Annotated in this window: 15 protein-coding genes; 11 read left to right on the top strand and 4 right to left on the bottom strand. The window is 71.0% G+C overall.

The window, feature by feature from the left end; translation table 11 throughout:
- The first annotated feature begins 20 nt into the window (after positions 1-20).
- Together ABZ374_RS24785 and ABZ374_RS24780 are read left to right on the top strand one after the other, a co-directional pair.
- A complete protein-coding gene (locus tag ABZ374_RS24785) occupies positions 21-1,949 on the top strand; it encodes a fumarate reductase/succinate dehydrogenase flavoprotein subunit (RefSeq protein ID WP_360314579.1) in 1,929 nt (642 codons plus the stop codon).
- Positions 1,949-2,707: a succinate dehydrogenase/fumarate reductase iron-sulfur subunit gene (locus ABZ374_RS24780; protein ID WP_360314577.1), complete on the top strand. Its 759-nt coding sequence runs from the start codon at positions 1,949-1,951 to the stop codon at positions 2,705-2,707. Before ABZ374_RS24785 ends, ABZ374_RS24780 begins: the two co-directional genes overlap by 1 nt.
- Positions 2,708-2,839: 132 nt before the next feature.
- On the opposite strand, the gene ychF is transcribed toward ABZ374_RS24780, so the two are convergent.
- Entirely contained in the window at positions 2,840-3,913 is a 1,074-nt protein-coding gene (ychF, locus tag ABZ374_RS24775; protein ID WP_360314575.1) for a redox-regulated ATPase YchF, read from the bottom strand.
- A 135-nt stretch (positions 3,914-4,048) separates the two neighbouring features.
- On the opposite strand from ychF, the gene ABZ374_RS24770 reads away from it, so the two are divergent.
- Both ABZ374_RS24770 and ABZ374_RS24765 read left to right on the top strand, forming a co-directional pair.
- Positions 4,049-4,591 carry a hypothetical protein gene (locus tag ABZ374_RS24770; protein ID WP_360314573.1) on the top strand — a complete coding sequence of 181 codons (543 nt, stop codon included), beginning with the start codon at positions 4,049-4,051 and terminating at the stop codon, positions 4,589-4,591.
- A gap of 311 nt (positions 4,592-4,902) precedes the next feature.
- Entirely contained in the window at positions 4,903-5,451 is a 549-nt protein-coding gene (locus ABZ374_RS24765; protein ID WP_360314571.1) for a DUF6542 domain-containing protein, read from the top strand.
- 91 nt (positions 5,452-5,542) lie between these two features.
- On the opposite strand, the gene ABZ374_RS24760 is transcribed toward ABZ374_RS24765, so the two are convergent.
- Entirely contained in the window at positions 5,543-6,496 is a 954-nt protein-coding gene (locus ABZ374_RS24760; RefSeq protein WP_360314569.1) for a 4-hydroxy-3-methylbut-2-enyl diphosphate reductase, read from the bottom strand.
- 128 nt (positions 6,497-6,624) lie between these two features.
- Here ABZ374_RS24760 and ABZ374_RS24755 point away from each other — a divergent pair, with 128 nt between their 5' ends.
- Positions 6,625-7,716 (top strand): acyltransferase family protein, encoded by a 1,092-nt coding sequence (locus ABZ374_RS24755; protein WP_360314567.1) that lies wholly within the window; start codon positions 6,625-6,627, stop codon positions 7,714-7,716.
- A gap of 45 nt (positions 7,717-7,761) precedes the next feature.
- Here the strand turns inward: ABZ374_RS24755 and ABZ374_RS24750 are convergent, their stop codons facing one another.
- Positions 7,762-8,769 carry a PHB depolymerase family esterase gene (locus ABZ374_RS24750; RefSeq protein ID WP_360314565.1) on the bottom strand — a complete coding sequence of 336 codons (1,008 nt, stop codon included), beginning with the start codon at positions 8,767-8,769 and terminating at the stop codon, positions 7,762-7,764.
- 215 nt (positions 8,770-8,984) lie between these two features.
- Between ABZ374_RS24750 and ABZ374_RS24745 the strand changes: the two genes are divergently transcribed.
- Positions 8,985-9,485, top strand: a complete 501-nt coding sequence (locus ABZ374_RS24745; RefSeq protein WP_360314563.1) for a (deoxy)nucleoside triphosphate pyrophosphohydrolase — start codon at positions 8,985-8,987, stop codon at positions 9,483-9,485.
- A 24-nt stretch (positions 9,486-9,509) separates the two neighbouring features.
- Positions 9,510-11,963 carry a SpoIIE family protein phosphatase gene (locus ABZ374_RS24740; RefSeq protein ID WP_360314561.1) on the top strand — a complete coding sequence of 818 codons (2,454 nt, stop codon included), beginning with the start codon at positions 9,510-9,512 and terminating at the stop codon, positions 11,961-11,963.
- Between the two features lie 71 nt (positions 11,964-12,034).
- Here the strand turns inward: ABZ374_RS24740 and ABZ374_RS24735 are convergent, their stop codons facing one another.
- Positions 12,035-12,181, bottom strand: coding sequence for a hypothetical protein (locus ABZ374_RS24735; protein ID WP_360314559.1), 147 nt, complete (start codon positions 12,179-12,181; stop codon positions 12,035-12,037).
- 216 nt (positions 12,182-12,397) lie between these two features.
- Between ABZ374_RS24735 and ABZ374_RS24730 the strand changes: the two genes are divergently transcribed.
- From ABZ374_RS24730 to ABZ374_RS24715, 4 genes are all read left to right on the top strand, one after another.
- Positions 12,398-15,472, top strand: coding sequence for a tetratricopeptide repeat protein (locus ABZ374_RS24730; RefSeq protein WP_360314557.1), 3,075 nt, complete (start codon positions 12,398-12,400; stop codon positions 15,470-15,472).
- Positions 15,473-15,510: 38 nt separating this feature from the next.
- Positions 15,511-16,722, top strand: a complete 1,212-nt coding sequence (gene xseA / locus ABZ374_RS24725; protein WP_360314555.1) for an exodeoxyribonuclease VII large subunit — start codon at positions 15,511-15,513, stop codon at positions 16,720-16,722.
- Between the two features lie 73 nt (positions 16,723-16,795).
- Positions 16,796-19,516, top strand: coding sequence for an immune inhibitor A domain-containing protein (locus tag ABZ374_RS24720; RefSeq protein ID WP_360314553.1), 2,721 nt, complete (start codon positions 16,796-16,798; stop codon positions 19,514-19,516).
- A 43-nt stretch (positions 19,517-19,559) separates the two neighbouring features.
- On the top strand, positions 19,560-19,814 hold the full coding sequence (locus ABZ374_RS24715) for an exodeoxyribonuclease VII small subunit (RefSeq protein ID WP_360314551.1): 255 nt from the start codon (positions 19,560-19,562) through the stop codon (positions 19,812-19,814).
- Positions 19,815-19,816: the final 2 nt, after the last annotated feature.

Raw genomic sequence — 19,816 nt, 5'->3', positions numbered from 1 at the left:
CCAGTACAGGAGTTGCCCTCGTGTCCGAAGTGGAACGTCATTCGTACGACGTGGTCGTGATCGGCGCGGGCGGCGCCGGGTTGCGGGCCGCAATCGAGGCCCGCATGCGTGGCATGCGCACCGCCGTCGTCTGCAAGTCGCTGTTCGGCAAGGCCCATACGGTGATGGCCGAGGGTGGCATCGCCGCCTCGATGGGCAACGTGAACTCGCAGGACAGTTGGAAGGTGCACTTCCGCGACACGATGCGTGGCGGCAAGTTCCTCAACCACTGGCGGATGGCCGAACTGCACGCCAAGGAAGCCCCGGACCGGGTCTGGGAGTTGGAGTCGTGGGGCGCGCTGTTCGACCGCACCGCGGACGGTCGGATCAGCCAGCGCAACTTCGGCGGCCACGAGTACCCGCGCCTGGCGCACGTCGGCGACCGCACCGGGTTGGAACTGATCCGCACCCTCCAGCAGCAGATCGTCGCCCTGCAACAGCAGGACGAGCGCGAGTTCGGCGACCCCGAGGCGCGGCTGAAGGTCTTCCAGGAGTGCACCGTCACCCGCCTGTTGACCGTCCCGGACGCCGGTTCGGACACCGGCAATCGCATCACCGGGGCGTTCGGCTACTGGCGCGAGTCGGGCCGCTTCACCGTCTTCGACGCACCCGCCGTCGTGCTCGCCACGGGCGGGATCGGCAAGGGCTTCAAGGTGACCTCGAACTCGTGGGAGTACACCGGCGACGGGCAGGCCCTCGCGTTGCTCGCGGGAGCGCCGCTGATCAACATGGAGTTCGTCCAGTTCCACCCGACCGGCATGGTCTGGCCGCCGTCGGTGAAGGGCATCCTGGTCACCGAATCGGTGCGCGGCGACGGCGGGGTGCTGCTCAACTCCGAGGGCAAGCGCTTCATGTTCGACTACATCCCGGACGTGTTCAAGGAGAAGTACGCGAAGTCCGAGGCCGAGGGCGATCGTTGGTACACCGACCAGGAGAACAACAAGCGCCCGCCCGAGCTGCTGCCGCGGGACGAGGTGGCGCGCGCGATCAACTCCGAGGTCAAGGCGGGCCGCGGCTCGCCGCACGGCGGGGTGTTCCTGACCGTGGTCGGCCGGATGGCGGGCGGCACCGAGGAGATCCGCCGCAAACTGCCTTCGATGTACCACCAGTTCAAGGAACTGGCCGACGTGGACATCACCGCCGAGGCGATGGAGGTCGGGCCCACCTGCCACTACGTGATGGGCGGGATCGCGGTGGACCCGGACACCGCGGCCACGCCGGGCGTGCTCGGCCTGTACGCGGCAGGTGAGGTCGCCGGCGGCATGCACGGCAGCAATCGGCTCGGCGGCAACTCGCTGTCCGACCTGCTGGTCTTCGGCCGGCGCGCGGGCGAGCACGCGGCGCGCTACGCCGAGGAGTTGGGCGAGGAGCGGCGCGAGGCCCCCCAGGAGCAGCTCGACGCCGCCGCCGCCGAGGCGCTGGCGCCGTTCGCCGTGGAGAGCGCGGAGAACCCGTACACGGTCCACCAGGAGCTCCAGCAGACGATGAACGACCTGGTCGGCATCATCCGCCGGGAAGGCGAGATGGCCGAGGCGCTGACCCGCCTGGAGGAGCTCAAGGCCCGCGCGGCCAAGGCCGGCGTGGAGGGCCATCGGCAGTACAACCCGGGCTGGCATCTGGCCCTGGATCTGCGGAACATGTTGTTGGTCTGCGAGTGCGTGGCGCGCTCGGCGCTGGAGCGCGAGGAGAGCCGCGGCGGGCACACCCGTGACGACTTCCCGGTGATGTCGGCCGAGTGGCGTCGGGTGGTACTCGCGTGCTCGATCGTCGACCCGGACGCGGAACACCTGTCCGTGACGCTGACCCGGAGCGAGGCCGTGCCGATGCGCGCCGACCTGATCGAGCTCTTCGAGCGCGACGAGCTGAAGAAGTACCTGACCGACGCAGAACTTCCCGGGGAGGACGGCTGATGTCCTACAAGGCGGACTTTCGCATCTGGCGCGGCGACGTCGACGGCGGCGAACTGCGCGACTTCAAGGTCGAGGTGAACGAGGGCGAGGTCGTCCTCGACATCATCCACCGCCTCCAGGCCACCCAGGCACCGGATCTCGCGGTGCGCTGGAACTGCAAGGCGGGCAAGTGTGGTTCGTGCAGCGCCGAGATCAACGGCCGACCCCGGCTGTTGTGTATGACGCGGATGAGCACGTTCGCGCCGGAGGAGGTGGTCACGGTCACCCCGATGCGCACCTTCCCGGTGATCCGCGACCTGGTCACCGACGTGTCGTTCAACTACGCCAAGGCCCGGCAGGTGCCCTCGTTCACGCCGCCGGCGGACCTGAAGCCGGGCGAGTACCGGATGCAGCAGGTCGACGTGGAACGCTCGCAGGAGTTCCGCAAGTGCATCGAGTGTTTCCTGTGCCAGAACACCTGCCACGTCATCCGAGACTTCGAGGACAACAAGCCGGCCTTCTCCGGCCCGCGCTTCCTGATGCGGATCGCCGAGCTGGACATGCACCCCCTGGACGTCGCGGACCGCCAGGAGGCCGCCCAGGACGAGCACGGCCTGGGCCTGTGCAACATCACCAAGTGTTGTACGGACGTGTGCCCGGAGAACATCCACATCACCGACAACGCGCTGATCCCGATGAAGGAGCGCGTGGCGGACCGCAAATACGACCCGCTGGTCTGGCTGGGCAACAAGATCCGGCGACGGGGGTCCGGGGACTGACCGCCGGCCGAAAATCGTCGGCCCGCGCGGATGCCGGTGCGGCGCTCGCCGGCAGGGGTCGGGCCCACCGGAGCCCGACCCCTGCCGACCCGCCCGCTCCACGCGTCACGCGGCGCGTGACGGCGGCCCGGTTCACACGTTGAAGCGGAACTCCACCACGTCGCCGTCCTGCATGATGTAGTCCTTGCCCTCCATGCGGGCCTTGCCCTTGGTGCGGGCCTCGGTGCGGCTGCCGGTTTCGACCAGGTCGTCGAAGCCGATCACCTCGGCCTTGATGAAGCCGCGCTGGAAGTCGGTGTGGATCACGCCGGCAGCCTCGGGGGCGGTGGCGCCCTTGGCGACCGTCCAGGCGCGGGCCTCCTTGGGGCCGGCCGTGAGGTAGGTCTGCAGGCCCAGGGTGTCGAAGCCGACCCGGGCCAGGATCGACAGGCCGGATTCCTCCTGGCCCAGGCTCTGCAACAGTTCCAGGGCCTCGGCCTCGTCCAGCTCGATCAGCTCGGACTCGATCTTGGCGTCCAGGAAGATCGCCTCGGCCGGCGCGACCAGCTCGCGCAGCTCGGCCTTGAGCTCCTCGTTGACCAGCTCGTCCTCGTCGACGTTGAAGACGTACAGGAACGGCTTCGCGGTGAGCAGGTGCAGCTCGCGCAGCGGCTCGGGGTCCAGACCGGCGGCGAAGACCGTGGTGCCCGCCTCCAGCACCGCCTTGGCCTTCTCCACGGCGGCGGCCACCGCGACCTTGTCCTTCTGCAGGCGCGAGTCCTTCTGCAGACGCGGCAGGACCTTCTCGATCGTCTGCAGGTCGGCCAGGATCAACTCGGTCTCGATGATCTCCTTGTCGTCGACCGGCGAGATCTTGCCGTCGACGTGCACCACGTCCGGGTCGGTGAAGACCCGGATGACCTGGCAGATCGCGTCCGACTCGCGAATGTTGGCGAGGAACTTGTTGCCCAGGCCCTCACCCTCGGAGGCGCCGCGCACGATGCCGGCGATGTCCACGAAGTCGACCGTCGCCGGGATCTTCTTGGCCGATCCGAAGATCTCGGCCAGCTTGTCCAGACGCGGGTCCGGCACGCCCACCACGCCCACGTTCGGCTCGATGGTCGCGAACGGGTAGTTCGCCGCGAGCACGTCGTTCTTGGTCAGGGCGTTGAAGAGCGTCGACTTGCCGACGTTGGGCAGGCCGACGATTCCGATGGTGAGCGACAACTGGATTCCCTGGCTTCTCGGCGTTGGATGTGGCGCGCTGCGGACATACAAGCGCCTGTGGAAAGTGTAGGTGGTGGCCTGTGGCCAGTAGCATCCCTGGTTTCGTACGCCGGCCACTCAACGACGGGGACATCGATGAGCCGCACCTCGAACACCAGCCACAACCGCAGGCCGCTGATAGACGGTGTCCTGTGGGAGTCCAAGCCCATGCGGATCCTGTTGCTCACCGCGTTCATCCCGATCGCGATCGGCTTCTTCGACGTGGCGGGCCTCGGGCTGCCCACCGGCGCGGCCTTCGCGCTCTACGGCGGGCTCTGCCTCTTCATGTTCCTCGGCTTCGCGCTCTACCAGTACCGCAAGCTGTCCATCGGTCCGCAGGGCCTGGTCTTCCACGGCCTGTTCCGCACCCGCGGCCTGCGCTGGGAGGAGATCGCCGCGGTCGAGGTCAAGCTCAAGGTGAACGGCGGTGACACCCCGAGCTACGCGGTGGTGCGCTGCACGATGCGCCTCGGCGTCCGGAAGCAGCACACGATCAACTTCCTGGACCAGGCCATGCTGCCGTACCTGGCCGTCGACCTGCGCCGATACGCCGCCTTGCGGGGCATCACGGTGCATGTGCGGAGCACCGACGAGGTGGTCCGCACGGTGGATCTGGTGGAAAGCGGCGCCCAGGTGTGACCCCCGGACCCCGACCCCACCCGAATTCGTCGCCCGCGACCGCCACCAATCCCGACCGAACGAGCGTCCTCCCTGGTGAACCCCGAGGAATCGGGGCAGGAAACGGATCGGTCGAGGACGAGGTGAGCAGCGACCGGGCGGACGATTCGACACGGACGGGGTGAGGTTTTTCGTGTTCTTGGACGGGTTTGACCGCGATGCGGCAATACCTTGGGTCAATGGAACAGCGCAGCCGAGCGGGAGCGCGTCCCGTACCGACCCGGAACCCACCGAAACGGCCTCCCGTGCCGGCACCGGGACGAGGTGAGGCCGTGCGCCGTCGACCCGACCCGTCCACCCCGCCGCCGCCCGAACCGCCGGGGGCCGGCGGCGAGCAGGCCCGGGACCGGAGCGAGCATCGGCCCGCCCGGGCGCAGGCCCGACCGCGTCGCCCGGTCCCGCCGCGGCGGGCGAACGGCGTCCCGGGCGGCTCCCGCCCGTCCGGTGGCGGCCTCACCGTCGCCGGCGCGGCCGTGTTCGGCTTCGGCGGCACGCTGCTCGGCGGCCTCGTGGACCACCTGGCGACCGACGGGCTGGGCTTCGTGTTCGGGTTCGCGTTCCTGATCAGCTCGGTGTTCGTGGCCTGGAAGGTGCGCGCCCGGGACTGGCTCGCCGCGGTCATCACACCGCCGATCGCGTTCGCCGCGACCGTGCTGATCGTGAGCACGCTGCTGGGCGCCGACTCCCAGGAGGGTTACCTGACCCGGGTGGGCCTGGACCTGATCACCGCGCTGTCCTTCAAGGCGGGCCTGCTGTGGGGCGGTACGGCCCTCGCCGGCGCCGTCGCCCTGGTCAAGCGCCGGGCGGCCGACCAACCCTAGGACGGCGACCGACCACCCGGTGGGCCCGAGCACGGCGAAGGGCCTGTCCGATCCCTCGGACAGGCCCCGCACGCCACCCCGCGCCAGCCGCTCAGCCGTTGCGCAGGTCCCGGCGCAGCTCCTGCGGCAGCGCGAACTGCAAACGTTCCTCGACCGACCGGTGGATGTGCACGTCGTCGAAGCCGCGCTCGGCCAGCCACGCGAGCACGCCGTCCACGAGCACCTCGGGCACCGACGCGCCGGAGGTGACGCCGACCGTGCCGACCCCCTCCAGCCACTCGTCCTTCAGCTCCTCCGCGTAGTCGACCAGGTACGACGCCCGGGCGCCCGCCTCCAGCGCGACCTCGACCAGGCGCACCGAGTTGGAGGAGTTGGTCGAGCCGACCACGATCACCAGGTCCGACTCGGCGGCGATCTGCTTCACCGCGACCTGGCGGTTCTGCGTCGCGTAGCAGATGTCGTCGCTCGGCGGGTCGATCAGCAGCGGGAGCTTCTTGCGCAGCTCCTTGACCGTGGCGACGGTCTCGTCCACGGACAGCGTGGTCTGGGAGAGCCAGGCCACCCTGGAGGGGTCGCGCACCTCGACGTTCGCGACGCCCTCGGGGCCGTCCACCAGGTGGATGTGATCGGGCGCCTCACCGGCGGTGCCGATCACCTCCTCGTGCCCCTCGTGGCCGATCAGCAGGATGTCGTAGCCCTCCTCGGCGAAGCGCACGGCCTCCTTGTGCACCTTCGTCACGAGCGGGCACGTGGCGTCGATCGTGCGCAGCGAACGGGCCGCCGCCTCCTCGTGCACCACGGGAGCCACACCGTGGGCGGAGAAAACGACCGTGGCGCCCTCGGGCACCTCCGCCGTCTCGTCCACGAAGATCGCGCCGCGCTTCTCCAGCGTCTCGACGACGTATTTGTTGTGCACGATCTGCTTGCGCACGTATACCGGCGCACCGTACAGATCGAGGGCCTTCTCGACGGTCTCGACGGCTCGGTCGACGCCCGCGCAGTAGCCCCGGGGGGCGGCGAGCAGGACGCGGCTGGTTGACGACATGGATCCATCGTACGGGCGGTCCGCCGGTGATCCACCTGGGTCCGCGCGGCGAAGCGCGCGTAATAGGGTCCTTGGTCGGAGCCGATCTTCGACCCGGCCCGCCCACGCCGTCCACGGGAAGACGTCGGATGCCCTTCAGCTCAGCGGAACGGCCCGGAAGCGACACCTCCCGCCGATCGGGGCCCGCCAAGCGGCGCCGGGTGAGCTGGGATCTGCTGCGGGTGGCCTTCGTGGCGCTGGTGTTGTTGTTCCACGGCACCTACCTGGCCCGGCAGTGGCATCCCGAACTGGCCGCCCGGCCGTTCGTCTTCCCGTACCAGTTGGGCGCGAGCCTGCTCCTGGTCGTCTCCGGCTACTTCGCGGCGGTCTCGCTGCGCAAGGGCGACGTGGTGCGCTGGTGGGTGGGCCGGATGGCGCGGATGTTGCCCGCCTTCCTGGTCGGCGTCCTGGGCACCTCGCTGTTCCTGCGGCTGTGCGCGCCGCCGGGCTGGTACGCGCCGAGCCTGCCCGACGTGCTCGCCAATCTGGCCATGTTGTGGAACTGGAAACCGCAGTCGTACACCTATGTGGACGCGGCCTATTGGACGATTCCGCTGCAACTGTTGTGGTTCACCGCGATCTTCGCGCTGTGGCGCAGCAGGCGGGTGCACGGTGACGGGACGGTACGCACGCTGTGGCTGGTGTTGTGCCTCGAACTGCTCCTGCTGCCGATCCGGCTGCACCTGCAATCGGAGGCGTTCCGCACGCTCTACGACGGGTTCGGGCTCTATCGGGTGCACCTGTTCGCGGCCGGCATCGGCGTGCATCTGTGGTCGCGGGGCCGGATCCGCGGCCCGCACGCGGTGTTCCTGCTCGGCTCGTGCTCGTTCCTGCACCTGTGCCAGACCCGGCACGCGTCCTGGACGGTGGGGCTGGCACTGGGCATCGGCGCGATCTGCCTCGCGGCGCTGGGCCCGGACTGGGACCGGTTCCTGCCCGCGTGGGTGGGCCGGGTCGCGCAGTGGACGGCCGGCATCACCTACGCGATGTATCTGGTGCACCAGTCGATCGGCTACGTGGTGATGCGTCGGCTGCAGGACCACGGTGTCGGCGCGTCGGGGCAACTGCTGGCGTTGGCGGTGCTCGCGGTGCTGCTCGGCTGGCTGCTCACGGTGTTGGTGGAGCGCCCGGCACATCGCGCGATCATGCGCGGCTTCGACCGGTTGCGGCCGACGTCCTGACGGCGGGTCCCCCTGCCCGCACCTCGCCGAATCCGCCCGGCACGCTCAGAGCGAGTATTCGGCGAAGAACGCCCACATCAGTTCACCGGCCGAGATCTCCTGGTTGATCCGGCCGAACCCGCGCACCTCGGTGCCCGCCGCGCCCGGCCAGGTGTGCCCCGCGTCGGACTGCGTGTACAGGATCACCGCCGCGCCGCCCGCGCAGCCGGTGTACGCGGTGCGCTCGACGTGGCGGGACACCCGAGTGCGCACCGGCGTGCTCGGACAGTCGTCGATCGTGGCCCAGCGTCGCGCCGCCTCGGTCACCGGATAGGTCCAGCGCGACGCGATGCCGCCCTCGTACGGGTTGGCCTGGTCGGCCAGGCCGTGGAAGGTCAGCACCGGGACGGGTCGGATCGGCCGACACGGCGCCGGCCGGGCGCCGTCGGTGCCGTCCGCGCGCAGACCCGCGACCGGGGCGATGGCCGCTATCCGCCGACTGAGCGTGCAGCCGAGCAGCGAGGTCATCCGGGCGCCGCCGGAGAACCCGGTCGCGTACACGCGCCGATCGTCCAGGCACAACGAGCGGTCCAGCGCGTCCAGGGTGGCGCCGACGAACCCGACCTCGTCCCGGCCGCCGACCGCGGCCGGATGTCCGCCGTACAGCGGCACGCCGGGGATGTTCCAGGCCCGCCCCTCGGCCGAACCGGGATAGCCCAGGCCGCCCTCCGGGACCGCGACGACGAAGCCGTAACGCTCGGCGGTCGCCCCCATCCCGGTGATCGCCATCTGCGCCCGGCCGGTGCTGTTGCTGCCGTGCAGGTTGAGCACCAGCGGTCGCGGGGCGGTGCCGTCGTAGCTCTGCGGGACGTACGCCTGGACCCGGTAGGTCTCGCCGGAGAAGGACACCGGGACGGTCACCCAGCCCTGCCGGTCCCGCCCGGTGCACCCGGTGTCCGCGGCGGCGGCCCCGGCGGTCGCGCCCGGATCGGTCTGGCGGGCGGTCAGCCGGGCCAACGCGAACACCGCGAGCACCGCGGCGACGGCGGCGAACACCGTGAATATCCGGCCCACTCGCACATCCACACTCCGGATTCCCGCCACAGCCACCCCACCCTCGTTCGGCGATCCGGGTCCGGATCCGGTTCATTTCGGTAAATATCTCGCAGCCGTGAATGCGCCGCAGCGGAAATACGTCGCCGCGCGAAACATGTCTCCGAACTCCGACGCTCGCGAACCGTGAAAGGTTGCCTCATGCGGCGACCTCTCGGCACGTAGAGTTGTCCGCCATGACCGGGACCCGCATCGTCGTCGGCGCCGCGATCCTCCACCGAGGACGCGTACTGGCCGCGTGCCGCAGCGCGCCGGCCGAGTTGGCGGGGGGTTGGGAGTTCCCCGGCGGCAAGGTCGAACCGGGCGAGAGCGAGTCCGCCGCGCTGGTGCGCGAGTGCCACGAGGAGCTCGGCGCGACCGTGCGACCGGTTCGCCGACTGCCCGGGGCCTGGCCGCTGGCCCGGGGGTATGTACTGCATGTGTGGCTCGCCGACCTGGTCGCGGGCGAGCCTCGGGCGCTCCAGGACCACTCGGCGCTGCGCTGGCTGGGTCCGGACGAGGTGTCCGGCCTGGCCTGGCTGGCACCGGATCGCCCGGCGGCCGAACTGGTCGCGATCGAATTGCACGGGCACGACGCACGGGACGCACGGCAGCCGGCGATGCGTCCGGGGGCGGCTCGGCCGTACCCGGGGGCCGGGCTTGAGAACGTGATCAACCGGGAAAACGGTCCGGAGTAGCAGCGACAAAGGAATCCGCCGTCCATGGAGCAGCGCCCAGAAGCCGATCGGAATCCGGGGGACCCGACCCGGCGCTCCTCGGTGCCCGGTTCCCTGTTCGACCTCGTCCCGTCGGCCACGTGGGTGCTGGACGCCGAGGGCCGGATCGTGATGTGGAGCGCCGCCGCCGAGCAGTTGTTCGGCTATCGGCGCGAGGACATCCTCGGCGCCAACGCGGTCGACCTGATGCATCCGCCGTTCACCGCCGCGCAGCAGGCGGCCACCGAACACGCGGTCGCGGGCGCGGACGTCTTCGCCGGCTCGTACACGATGCGCCGCGGCGACGGCACGCTGTGCACGGTCGAATCGCGCTCGGCGTTCGCCGAGGACCTGGCCGGGAACCGCTTCGTCCTGATCACCTCGATGGACTCGACGGTGGTGCGCAAGGTCGAGGCCGACCTGGCGATCCGCGAGGCGCTCTTCGACCAGTCGCCGATCGGCGTGGGCATCTTCGACGCCGACCTGCGCTACGTCGCGGTCAACGACGCGCTCGCCGCGATCAACCGGCTGCCCGTCGCGGAGCACATCGGGCGCCGGCTCGAAGAGGTCCGCCCCGGGATGGACACCGAGCGGGTGCGCACGATCCAGCTCCGGGTCCTGGAGACCGGCGAACCGGTGGTCGACTCGCGGATCTTCGGCCCGATCCCCACCGACGGCACCCCGCGCACCGTGTGGTCGATGTCGTACAACCGGCTGGAGGCGCCGGGCGGCCGGATCCTGGGCATCAGTTGTTCGCTGATCGACGTGACCGAGCGGCACTACGCGATGGTCAAGGTGGACGCCGCGCGCAAGCGGCTCGCGCTGCTGAACGAGGCCGGCACCCGGCTCGGCGCCACCTTGGACGTGCCTCGGATCGCCGAGGAGCTGACCGCGTCGGTGGTGCCCGGCTTCGCCGACCTGGCCGCCGTGGACCTGCTGGAGGCGATCGTGCGGGGCGAGGAGATCCCGCCCGGCGCGCACGCCGAGAAGGCGCGCCTGCAACGGGTCGCCTCGCGCGGCGCCCGCCCGGGGCGCTACACCGACGAGCTGCTCCACCAGGGCAGCACGCTGGTCTACGCGGCCGACTCGACCTTCGGCCGCTGCCTGCGTACGGGCGGGTCGTACCTGATGCGCAATGTGCAGGACGACATGTACGACGAGCTGATCCACGACCCCGGCCGGGCCGAGGCCGCCCGGGCGCTGGGTCTGCACACGATGATCGTGGTCCCGCTCAGCGCCCGCGGGGTGGTGCTCGGCACGATGCTGCTCGGGCGCGGCGAGGGCCGGCCCTCGTTCGATCCGGACGACCTGACGCTGGCCACCGAACTGGGCGCGCGGGCGGCGGTGTCGGTGGACAACGCGCGGCTGTACCACCACCAGCGGGAGACCGCGGTGATGCTCCAGCGCAGCCTGCTGCCGCAGAACCTGCCGGAGTTGCCGGGCATCTCGGTCGCCCACCGATACCTGCCGGGCAGTTCGGTGACCGAGGTGGGCGGCGACTGGTACGACGTGATCCCGCTGTCCGGCGGGCGGATCGGGCTCGTGGTCGGCGACGTGATGGGGCACGGCGTGCACGCGGCGGCGGTGATGGGCCAACTGCGCACCGCGGTGCGCACGCTCGCGGGCCTGGAACTGCCGCCGGCCGAGGTGCTCGGGCACCTGGACGACATCGTGGTGGGGCTCGGGGAGTTGCACTACGCGACGTGTGTCTACGTGGTCTACGACCCGGTGGCACGGACCTGCGAGTTCGCCAGCGCGGGCCACATGCCGCCGGTGCTGGTACCGGCGGGCGGGCGGCCTCGGGTGATCGACAACCCGCCCGGCACGGTGCTGGGCGTGGGCGGCCTCGGCTTCGAACAGGGTGATTTCACGGTCGAGTCGGGCAGCACGCTGGTGCTGTACACCGACGGTCTGGTGGAGACCCGGGACCGCTCCCTGGACGTGGGCATCGACCTGTTGTGCGAGGCCGTGGCGGGGCCGCCGGACACCCTGGAGCGGATCGCCGACCAGATCCTCGCCGACGTCCACGAGGAGCCCGGCTTCGACGACGTGGCCCTGTTGGTGGCCCGCCTGGACGCGCTCGCCGAGGATTCGGTGGCCTCGTGGTGGCTGCCGGCCGAACCCGCCGTGGTCTCCCGCGCCCGGGAACTGAGCCGCAAGACCCTCACCGAGTGGGGCCTGGACGCCCTGATCGACATCACCGAGCTGCTGGTCAGCGAACTGGTCACGAACGCGCTCCGGTACGGCGCCGGCCCGATCCGGCTCCGCCTGCTGCGCGGCCGGGCGCTGCTGTGCGAGGTCGCCGACGCGGGCACCACCCTCCCGCGCATGCGCGAGGCCGACGACACCGACGAGGGCGGTCGCGGGCTGCAACTGGTCAACCAACTCGCCGAACGCTGGGGCAGCCGAAAGGCCGGCCACGGCAAGACGGTCTGGTTCGAACTCCCTTTGCCGGAGTAGGCGTTGCCGACCGGACCGCAACAACCGAGGGGTCCCGGCCGCTCCGCGAAGCAGCCGGGACGTCTCGCGGTCTACCGGGCGATGTCCCGGCGGCGCCGCCGATGCACCAGCCGGATACCACGCGCCGTGTCGAGAGCGAGTCGGAGCGCTCCCAGCCCCACCGACATCTCTCCACCGTGCGCCTTCACGAAGTCCGCCATCACCACGAGCATTTCCATGAGTCCGTCCACTCCCCTGGGTAGCTGCGGCGCCATCTGCCGCTGCCCCCTGTGTAGGCGGGCGGCGGGCCGTCCCGAAGCGCCGTCGGACAGCGGTCGGACGGCACCGCGCAGACCTGCGTGAACTGCGGACGTCCCGGCGATGCCGGGACGTCCGACCGGACACCGCTCCGGACACGCTCTAGGCTCGGAGGCGGCCGCTGGGGGGAGTACTACATGGCGTCGGGCTTCGGCGAAGTGGACACCAACGCACCGGACACGGCGCGGGATCTGGCCGCGCGACTCCGGAACACCGCCCGGCACGCGGGCTTTGTGGGCGTGCGGGAGTTGGCCGCCGCCACCGGAATCGGGCGCTCCACCATCTCGGATGCGTTGACCGCCAGACGTGTCCCGACCTGGCCGACGATCGCCACCCTGTTGCGCGGGTGTGGTGTCGCGCCGGATGGGACCTGGGCCACCGCCCATGAGGCGGCCAGAGACGCGGTGGAGGAACGAAAGCGCGCGGCCAGAGGCGACGGGCGCGGTGGCGGCGAAGCCCGGGAGGAGCCGCCATCCGCGCCACCGGGGCCCGGCACCTTCTCCATCCGCCCGCCCTACGGGGAGCTTCCGCCTCGAGTACGCGGACGCGAGGGTGTGGTCGAGCTACTGCGGACCCGGTTGGCGCAGGGCGAGAACCGGCCCCAGATCCTGTACGGCATGGGCGGCTGCGGCAAGACCACGCTGGCGCTGGACCTGGCCCGACACGCACGGGACCGCGGGTATCGCGTGTTCTGGTTGTCCGCCTCCACCTCCGATCGACTGGTCACCGGTATGCGGGAGATCGCCCGGGAACTGGGCGCCGCACCGGAGGCCGTCGAGGCGGCGTGGTCGGGACGGACCAGCGCCACGGACCTGGTATGGCACGCATTGGACACGGCGGAGCAGCCCTGGCTGTTGGTGATCGACAACGCCGATCAGCCGGCGTGGCTGGCCGCCGCGAACGGTGTCCCCGGCGACGGCACCGGATGGCTGCGGTCCGGTCGGGCCGGCATGACGGTGGTGACCTCCAGGGTCGGCAGCCCCGGTGTCTGGGGCCAGGAGGCGGACACCCATCGGGTCGAGGTGTTGGCCTCCGCCGACGGGCGGGACGTGCTGTTGGACCTCGCCGGGGCAGCGGGGACTCCGGCGGACGCGCTGGTGCTCGCCGAGCGACTCGACGGACTGCCACTGGCCTTGAAGTTGGCCGGCTCCTACCTGGCTCGCTCGGCCCGCGGTGCGGGACTGCTGCGACACCGCGGCCACCGTCCGGACGGCAGATTGCGAAGCTTCGCCGCGTACACCGAGGCGCTGGGAGAGGCCGGGGCAGGGTTCCTCGACCAAGGCGGCCACTGGCAGCCGGAGGATGTCGACACGGAGCACCTGCATCGACGCCTGGTGGGACGCACCTGGGAAATGTCGCTGGATCTGCTGGAGGAGCAGCAGCTACCCGAGGCCCGACATCTGATGCGAATCCTGTCCTGTGGTGCGTCCGTACCGTTCCCGGTCGAGCTTTTGGATCCCGACGTGCTGCGGGAGGTGGTGGGGCAACCGACCGGGGTCGACCCCGAGTGGGATCGCGCGGACCGGGCCCTGGAGGCGTTGGTCGATCTCGGGCTGATCGATGTCGTCGACATCGAACCGCACGGCGCGACGGGTGCGCACGAGCCGATTCCCTGCCTGGTCGTCCACCGCCTGGTCCTGGAGGCCAATGCGTTGCGGCTGGGCGATCGCCCGAGCAAGGAACGCTCGGCGATCTGGCGCGCCGTCGCGCGGATCCTGGAACAGGGTGCCGTGCCCGCCCCCGAACAACCGGACAACTGGACGTGGTGGAGGCTGCTGGCTCCGCACATCGTCGCGGCTCTCACCGCGGCTCCCCACGTCGACGAGAGCGAGGGCGAGGACGGCGAGACGCTACCGGCGTTGCTGAAGGCGGGATTGCGCACCTACACCTTCTACAACTTCGCCTCCCTCGACGGTGACGACGACTTGGCCCGGCTCCTGCTCCGGCGCGGCGTGATCCTCTCCCCCACCCACCCGGTGCGGTTGTCCATCCGCCACCGTGCGGCGCTCAGCCTGCTGGGCGGCGAGGAGGAACTGGCCGAGTACGAGGATGTATTGGCCCATCAAATCGCCTGCCAGGGTTCGGATCACCCGGAAACACTGATCACCCGCCACAACGTCGTCCTCTCCCGCCGGGCCTGTGGTCGGACGTCCGAGGCCGAGGTGGAGGCCGCGCTTCGGGAAGTCCTGGCGGACCGGCGCCGGGTATTGGGGCCCAACGACCCGTTCACGTTGATCACCCACGATGCGCTCGCCGCTCCGATCACGAGCACGAACGACGCAGAGGGCCGAGACAGGGCGGAGTATCGGGCGCCGATCGAGCGCGAGGAAAGCCTGTCGCCGGAGAATCACCGATTCCTGCCGCTGAACAATCGACATCGGAGGGCGCACGCCCTGGACGCCGCCGAACGATGGTCGGAGGCCGAGGCCGAATACCGGTCGGTCCTGGCGGATTTGGAGTCGTCCGGAGGCCGGGAGACGACGCTGTACCGGGACCTGTCCCGTTGTCTGGCGAACAACCTCACCCGACAGGAGCGCTACCCGGACGCTCTCGCGATGATCGACGGGGCCCTCGCCTGGTTCGACGGGAGCGATGAGGAGCACACGCCGACGACCGCGTCCGCCCTGGCGCTGCGCCACGAGCGGGGAGATCTCCTGCGCCGTTGCGGCCGAGCGCCCGACGCGGTGCGGGAGATGCGCGCGGTGTTGCGGGAACGGCTTCGCACGGTGGATCCCGGGGATTCCCGGGTGTTGTCCGAACGCCACACCCTCGCCCACGTGCTCGACGATCTCGGGCGACACGGCGAGGCGCAAGACGAGCTTCGCGTCGCGGTCGATCACTATGTCGAGATCCTGGGCGGCCGGGACGAGATCACCCGGACCGCGACCTTCTGCCTGGCCTGGATGTTGCACACGCACGGGGACAAGGGTGCGGCGCTGGAACTGTACGAGCGGGTCCTGGAGGCCGAGACCGCCGAACTCGGTGCGGATCACGCCGACACGCTGATGACCGGTTTCCGGCGCGACCAGTGCCGCCTCGACGCCGGGTTGCTCTCGGCTCCGGATGCCGCCGTGGCGTTCGAGCGCACCCTGCTCGCCCTGACCCCGAGGCTCGGGGACGAGCACCATTGGGTCCATTGCGTTCGGAGCGCGCTCGCGACCGTGCGCGAGGGGGAAGCGGTGGCCGATCCCGGGCCGTCGACCGTCGGGTGAATCGCTCCGGTGGCAGGCGCGCCGGTTAGCCTCTGGGGATGGCTCTGACTACTTCTGCGGACGCGCCTCTGCCGGTGGCCGAGATTTCTCGGTTGATCGGGGGGTGGATCGATCGGCTCGGGGACGTTTGGGTGGAGGGGCAGATCACCCAGCTCAGTCGGCGGCCGGGGGCCGGGGTGGTGTTCATGACGCTGCGCGATGCCGAGCACGACGTGTCGATCTCGGTGACCTGCTACCGCAAGGTGTTCGACGCCGTCGGGGACATCGTGACCGAGGGTTCGCGGGTGGTCGTGCACGCGAAGGCGGATTGGTATCGGGCGCGCGGGACGTTGTCGTTGCGGGCCGCGGAGATCCGGCCGGTGGGGATCGGCGAGTTGTTGGCGCGGTTGGAGCAGCTCAAGCGGGCGCTCACCGCCGAGGGGCTGTTCGATCCGCGGCACAAGCAGCCGCTGCCGTTTCTGCCGCATCGGGTCGGGCTGGTCTGTGGGCGGGCCTCGGCCGCCGAGCGGGACGTGTTGGAGAACGCCAAGCGGCGTTGGCCGGCCGTGCGGTTCGCGGTGCGCAACGTCGCCGTGCAGGGGGTGAGCGCGGTGTCCCAGGTGGTCGCGGCGATCCGCGAGTTGGACGCCGACCCGGACGTCGACCTGATCGTGGTGGCCCGGGGCGGCGGCAGCGTGGAGGACCTGTTGCCGTTCTCCAGCGAGGAGTTGGTGCGGGTCGTCTTCGCGTGCGCGACGCCGGTGGTGAGCGCGATCGGGCACGAGCCGGATTCGCCGCTGCTGGACCTGGTGGCCGACTACCGGGCCTCCACGCCCACCGACGCCGCGAAGCGGATCGTGCCGGACATCCGCGAGGAGTTGCACCGGGTGCATCAGGTGCGCGATCGCGGGAGGTTGGCGCTGCGCGCCCGGTTGGAGCGGGAGTACCAGGGTCTGCGGGCCGCCCGTTCGCGGCCGGTGCTGGCCGATCCGCAGCGCATGGTGGACCTGCGCGCGGAGGAGGTGGCCGCGCTCGTGGAGCGTTCCCGGCGCACCCTGCGGCACCTCCTGGACCACGCCGCGAGCGACCTCGCGCACACCCGCGCGCGGGTCGTCGCGCTCTCCCCCGCGGCCACCCTGGAGCGCGGCTACGCGGTGTTGCAGCGGGCGGACGGGCACGCGGTCCGCGATCCCGCCGAGGTGGCGGCCGGCGATCGGCTGACCGCCCGCGTCGCGGCCGGACGCTTCGACGTGGTCGTCCCGAAGGACTGATCAATTGACCCGTTCGTATGACAAGTGGGGATGTCTCACCCGATCGGCGGCGAAAACGGCTTAGTTTGCGCGTGTGTTGCGTCATCTGCTCGCCGCGTCCGCACTGTTGATCACCGGCGTCGCCACGTCCTCCGTGGCCGCCGCCGACGACTCGCCCGCGCGGTGGAATCCGTCAGCCGCCGACTCCTACGTCAACTACGTCGCGCCCAGGGACCCGTTGCCCCCCGACGGGCCGCCGGGCGCCTCGCCCGAGGTGCGCGAACACGCGCTCGCGGCCGAGCAGCGGGCCCGGCACTACGATCGCAAGTTCGCCGCGGGCAACCCGGCCCCCGCCCGCCGGCTCGCCCGCGCCGAGGCGATCGCGGCACGCACCGGCACGAGCCCGCGGGCGCAGGCCGGCGCCGCGCCGCAGGACGCGCGGCTGCTGACCGTCCTGGTGGAGTTCAACGACAAGGCCGACGACGACTTCTCGGGCTTCGAGCGGCCGGCCGGCATCGCCGATCCGACCTGCGTGACCGAGCCGCCCGGCACGGTCAAGAACGGCCCCAGGCACAACCTGCTGCCCGATCCGGCGATCGGCGGGCAGGACAACAACACGCTGTGGGTCGAGGACTTCGACCGCGCCCACTACGAACGCATGCTCTACTCCGAGCGGGGCATCACCGAGCGGGTCCGGCCCGACCTGACCGGCCCGGACGGCCGACCCGGCGTCGACCTCGCGGGCCTGACCATGCGCAACATGTACCGCGAGATGTCGCACGGCGCGTACTCGATCGGCGGCGAGGCGGCCGGCTGGGTGGGCGTCCCGCACTCGGAGGCCTGGTACGCCGCGGGCCACTGCGGCGCGATCCGTCAGGACAACAGCGGCAGCCCGGACAACCCGCGTGGCGTACGGCAGTTCGTCACCGACGCGGTGGACGCGCTGGCCGCCGCCCGGCCGGACTTCCCGTGGTCCGACTACGACCGGGAGGACCCGGGCGACGCCGACAACGACGGCGACACCCGGGAGCCCGACGGCGTGATCGACCACCTCGTGCTGGTGCACGCGGGCAAGGACAAGTCGGCCGGCGGCGGCGCCGAGGGCACCTACGCGATCTGGGCGCACGCGAGCACCGTGCTGCGCGGACACACGATCCCGGGCACCGACCTCAAGGTGGCGAACTACATCGTCCAGCCCGAGGACTCCGGAGTGGGCGTGTTCGCCCACGAGTTCGGCCACGACCTGGGCCTGCCCGACCTCTACGACAACTTCAGCGGCGGCGAGACCGACGTCGACTTCTGGGATCTGATGTCCTCCGGTTCGCACGCCGGGCCGCTGTTCCAGGGCATGCCCACGCACCTGGGCGCGTGGTCGAAGTACGTGCTGGGCTGGATCGATCCGGCGGTGGTCCCGGTCGGCGGCGGCGCGCGCACCGTGCTGCTCGGCGCCGCCGCCGACCCGCGGGCGGGCACCCGGGACGCGGTTCGGGTGAACCTGCCGAACGAGACGATCCGGATCGGCACCCCGCACAGCGGCGCGAACATGTGGTACTCGGAGCGGGATCAGGAATGGTCCGACACCCGGATCGTCCGCGACCTGGCGGTGCCCGCCGGCGGCTCCGCGACCTTCTCGATGTGGAACGACTACACCATCGAACAGGACTGGGACTTCGGCTTCGTCGAGGCGTCCGTCGACGACGGTGCGACCTGGACCCAACTCGCCGTGCACGACGACGCGGGCACCCTGGTCAGCACCCCGCCCGACTATCCCGACCCCAACCGCAACCTCGCCGAACTGCACAAGGTCAACGGCCTCACCGGCGACACCAAGGGATGGCGACACGACCACGTGGACCTGACCCCGTACGCGGGTCGGACGATCAAGTTGCGCCTGGACCTGAACACCGACGCCGCGTTCATGGAGAAGGGCTGGTTCGCCGACGACTTCGCGCTCACCGACGGCACCGGCACGGTGTGGTCCGACGACGTGGAGAACGGCGACAACGGCTGGACCCCGGTCAAGGGCACCGGCACGGTGACCCGCGGGGCGGGCTGGGGCCGCACCTCCGGACGGGTCGAGCGCGAGCAGTACTACCTGATGGAGTGGCGCGCGCCGGTCGGCTTCGACCGGGGCCTGAACTTCGCGTACACCACGGAGCACAGCGACCCGCGCGGTGTGCGGGTACGCCGGTTGAGCTACGACGTGCCCGGCATGCTGGTGTGGCTGCGCGACGCCGAGTATCAGAACAACGGCGTGAACTTCAATCTGAGCGCGCCGCCCAGCTACGGCGCCAAGGGGCAGACGCTGCTCGTGGACGCGCATCCCGATCCGCGCCGGTGGACCGGCGAGGCGGGCGAGCACCATCAGGTCAAGGGCAACCCCCGGAAGAACCTGGAGAGCCGGGCCCAGTCCGCGGACGCCGCGTTCGGCTTCCTGCCCACACCGGCGTTCGGCGCGTGCCACGGCAACGGCGCGTGGTGTCAGGACTTCGCGGCCCGCGAACCGGTGCGTGTGTTCGGCGACGAGCGCGGCTGGGCGCCGGGGGTGGAGTACGTCGACGGCGCTCCGGTGGACCGCTTCACCGACGGGTCCACCGTGGTGCCCGCGCGCGGTCCGTACAGCACCCGGGTGGTCACGCCGGACGGTGCGCCGGATCCGGCGCACCACGGCGTGCCGTACAAGGGGTCCGTGCTCGGTACCGGGGATCCCGGTCCCGACCTCGCCTACGGCGCCTCGGCCACGCTGATCGGGCCGCTCTCGCGGGAGCGTCCCGAGCAGGGGGCCGCCGTGCGGATCACCTCCGCCCGGCCGTGATCCGCACGCGGGTCCGACGCCGGCCAGGGCCTAGGCTGGCGGCATGAGCGAGCAGACCGCATCCGCGCCGGACGAGGCACCGGCCTACGAGCAGGCCCGCGACGAGCTGATCGAGGTCGTGCGCCGCCTGGAGACCGGCGGCATCACCCTGGAGGAGTCGCTGGCCCTGTGGGAGCGCGGCGAGCAGCTCGCCGTGGTGTGCGAGCAGTGGCTCGACGGCGCCCGGGCCCGGCTGGACGCGGCGGTCCGCGCCGAGCGCGCGGAGGCCGGGACGGACGGGTCCGACCCGGACGACTGAGC

Origin of the sequence: Embleya sp. NPDC005971 (assembly GCF_040629175.1) — a bacterium.
Classification (GTDB): Bacteria; Actinomycetota; Actinomycetes; order Streptomycetales; family Streptomycetaceae; genus Embleya.
The sequence above is the reverse complement of the archived record's forward strand: the minus strand, read 5'-3'. Positions and strand labels throughout refer to the sequence as shown.

Coding starts and splice junctions, on each gene's coding strand:
- ABZ374_RS24780 (WP_360314577.1), top strand. CDS start 1,949: ATGTCCTACAAGGCGGACTTTCGCATCTGGCGCGGCGACGTCGACGGC.
- ABZ374_RS24715 (WP_360314551.1), top strand. CDS start 19,560: ATGAGCGAGCAGACCGCATCCGCGCCGGACGAGGCACCGGCCTACGAG.
- ABZ374_RS24760 (WP_360314569.1), bottom strand. CDS start 6,496: ATGTCGTCAACCAGCCGCGTCCTGCTCGCCGCCCCCCGGGGCTACTGC.
- ABZ374_RS24735 (WP_360314559.1), bottom strand. CDS start 12,181: ATGGAAATGCTCGTGGTGATGGCGGACTTCGTGAAGGCGCACGGTGGA.
- ABZ374_RS24770 (WP_360314573.1), top strand. CDS start 4,049: ATGAGCCGCACCTCGAACACCAGCCACAACCGCAGGCCGCTGATAGAC.
- ABZ374_RS24730 (WP_360314557.1), top strand. CDS start 12,398: ATGGCGTCGGGCTTCGGCGAAGTGGACACCAACGCACCGGACACGGCG.
- xseA (WP_360314555.1), top strand. CDS start 15,511: ATGGCTCTGACTACTTCTGCGGACGCGCCTCTGCCGGTGGCCGAGATT.
- ABZ374_RS24745 (WP_360314563.1), top strand. CDS start 8,985: ATGACCGGGACCCGCATCGTCGTCGGCGCCGCGATCCTCCACCGAGGA.
- ABZ374_RS24740 (WP_360314561.1), top strand. CDS start 9,510: ATGGAGCAGCGCCCAGAAGCCGATCGGAATCCGGGGGACCCGACCCGG.
- ABZ374_RS24755 (WP_360314567.1), top strand. CDS start 6,625: ATGCCCTTCAGCTCAGCGGAACGGCCCGGAAGCGACACCTCCCGCCGA.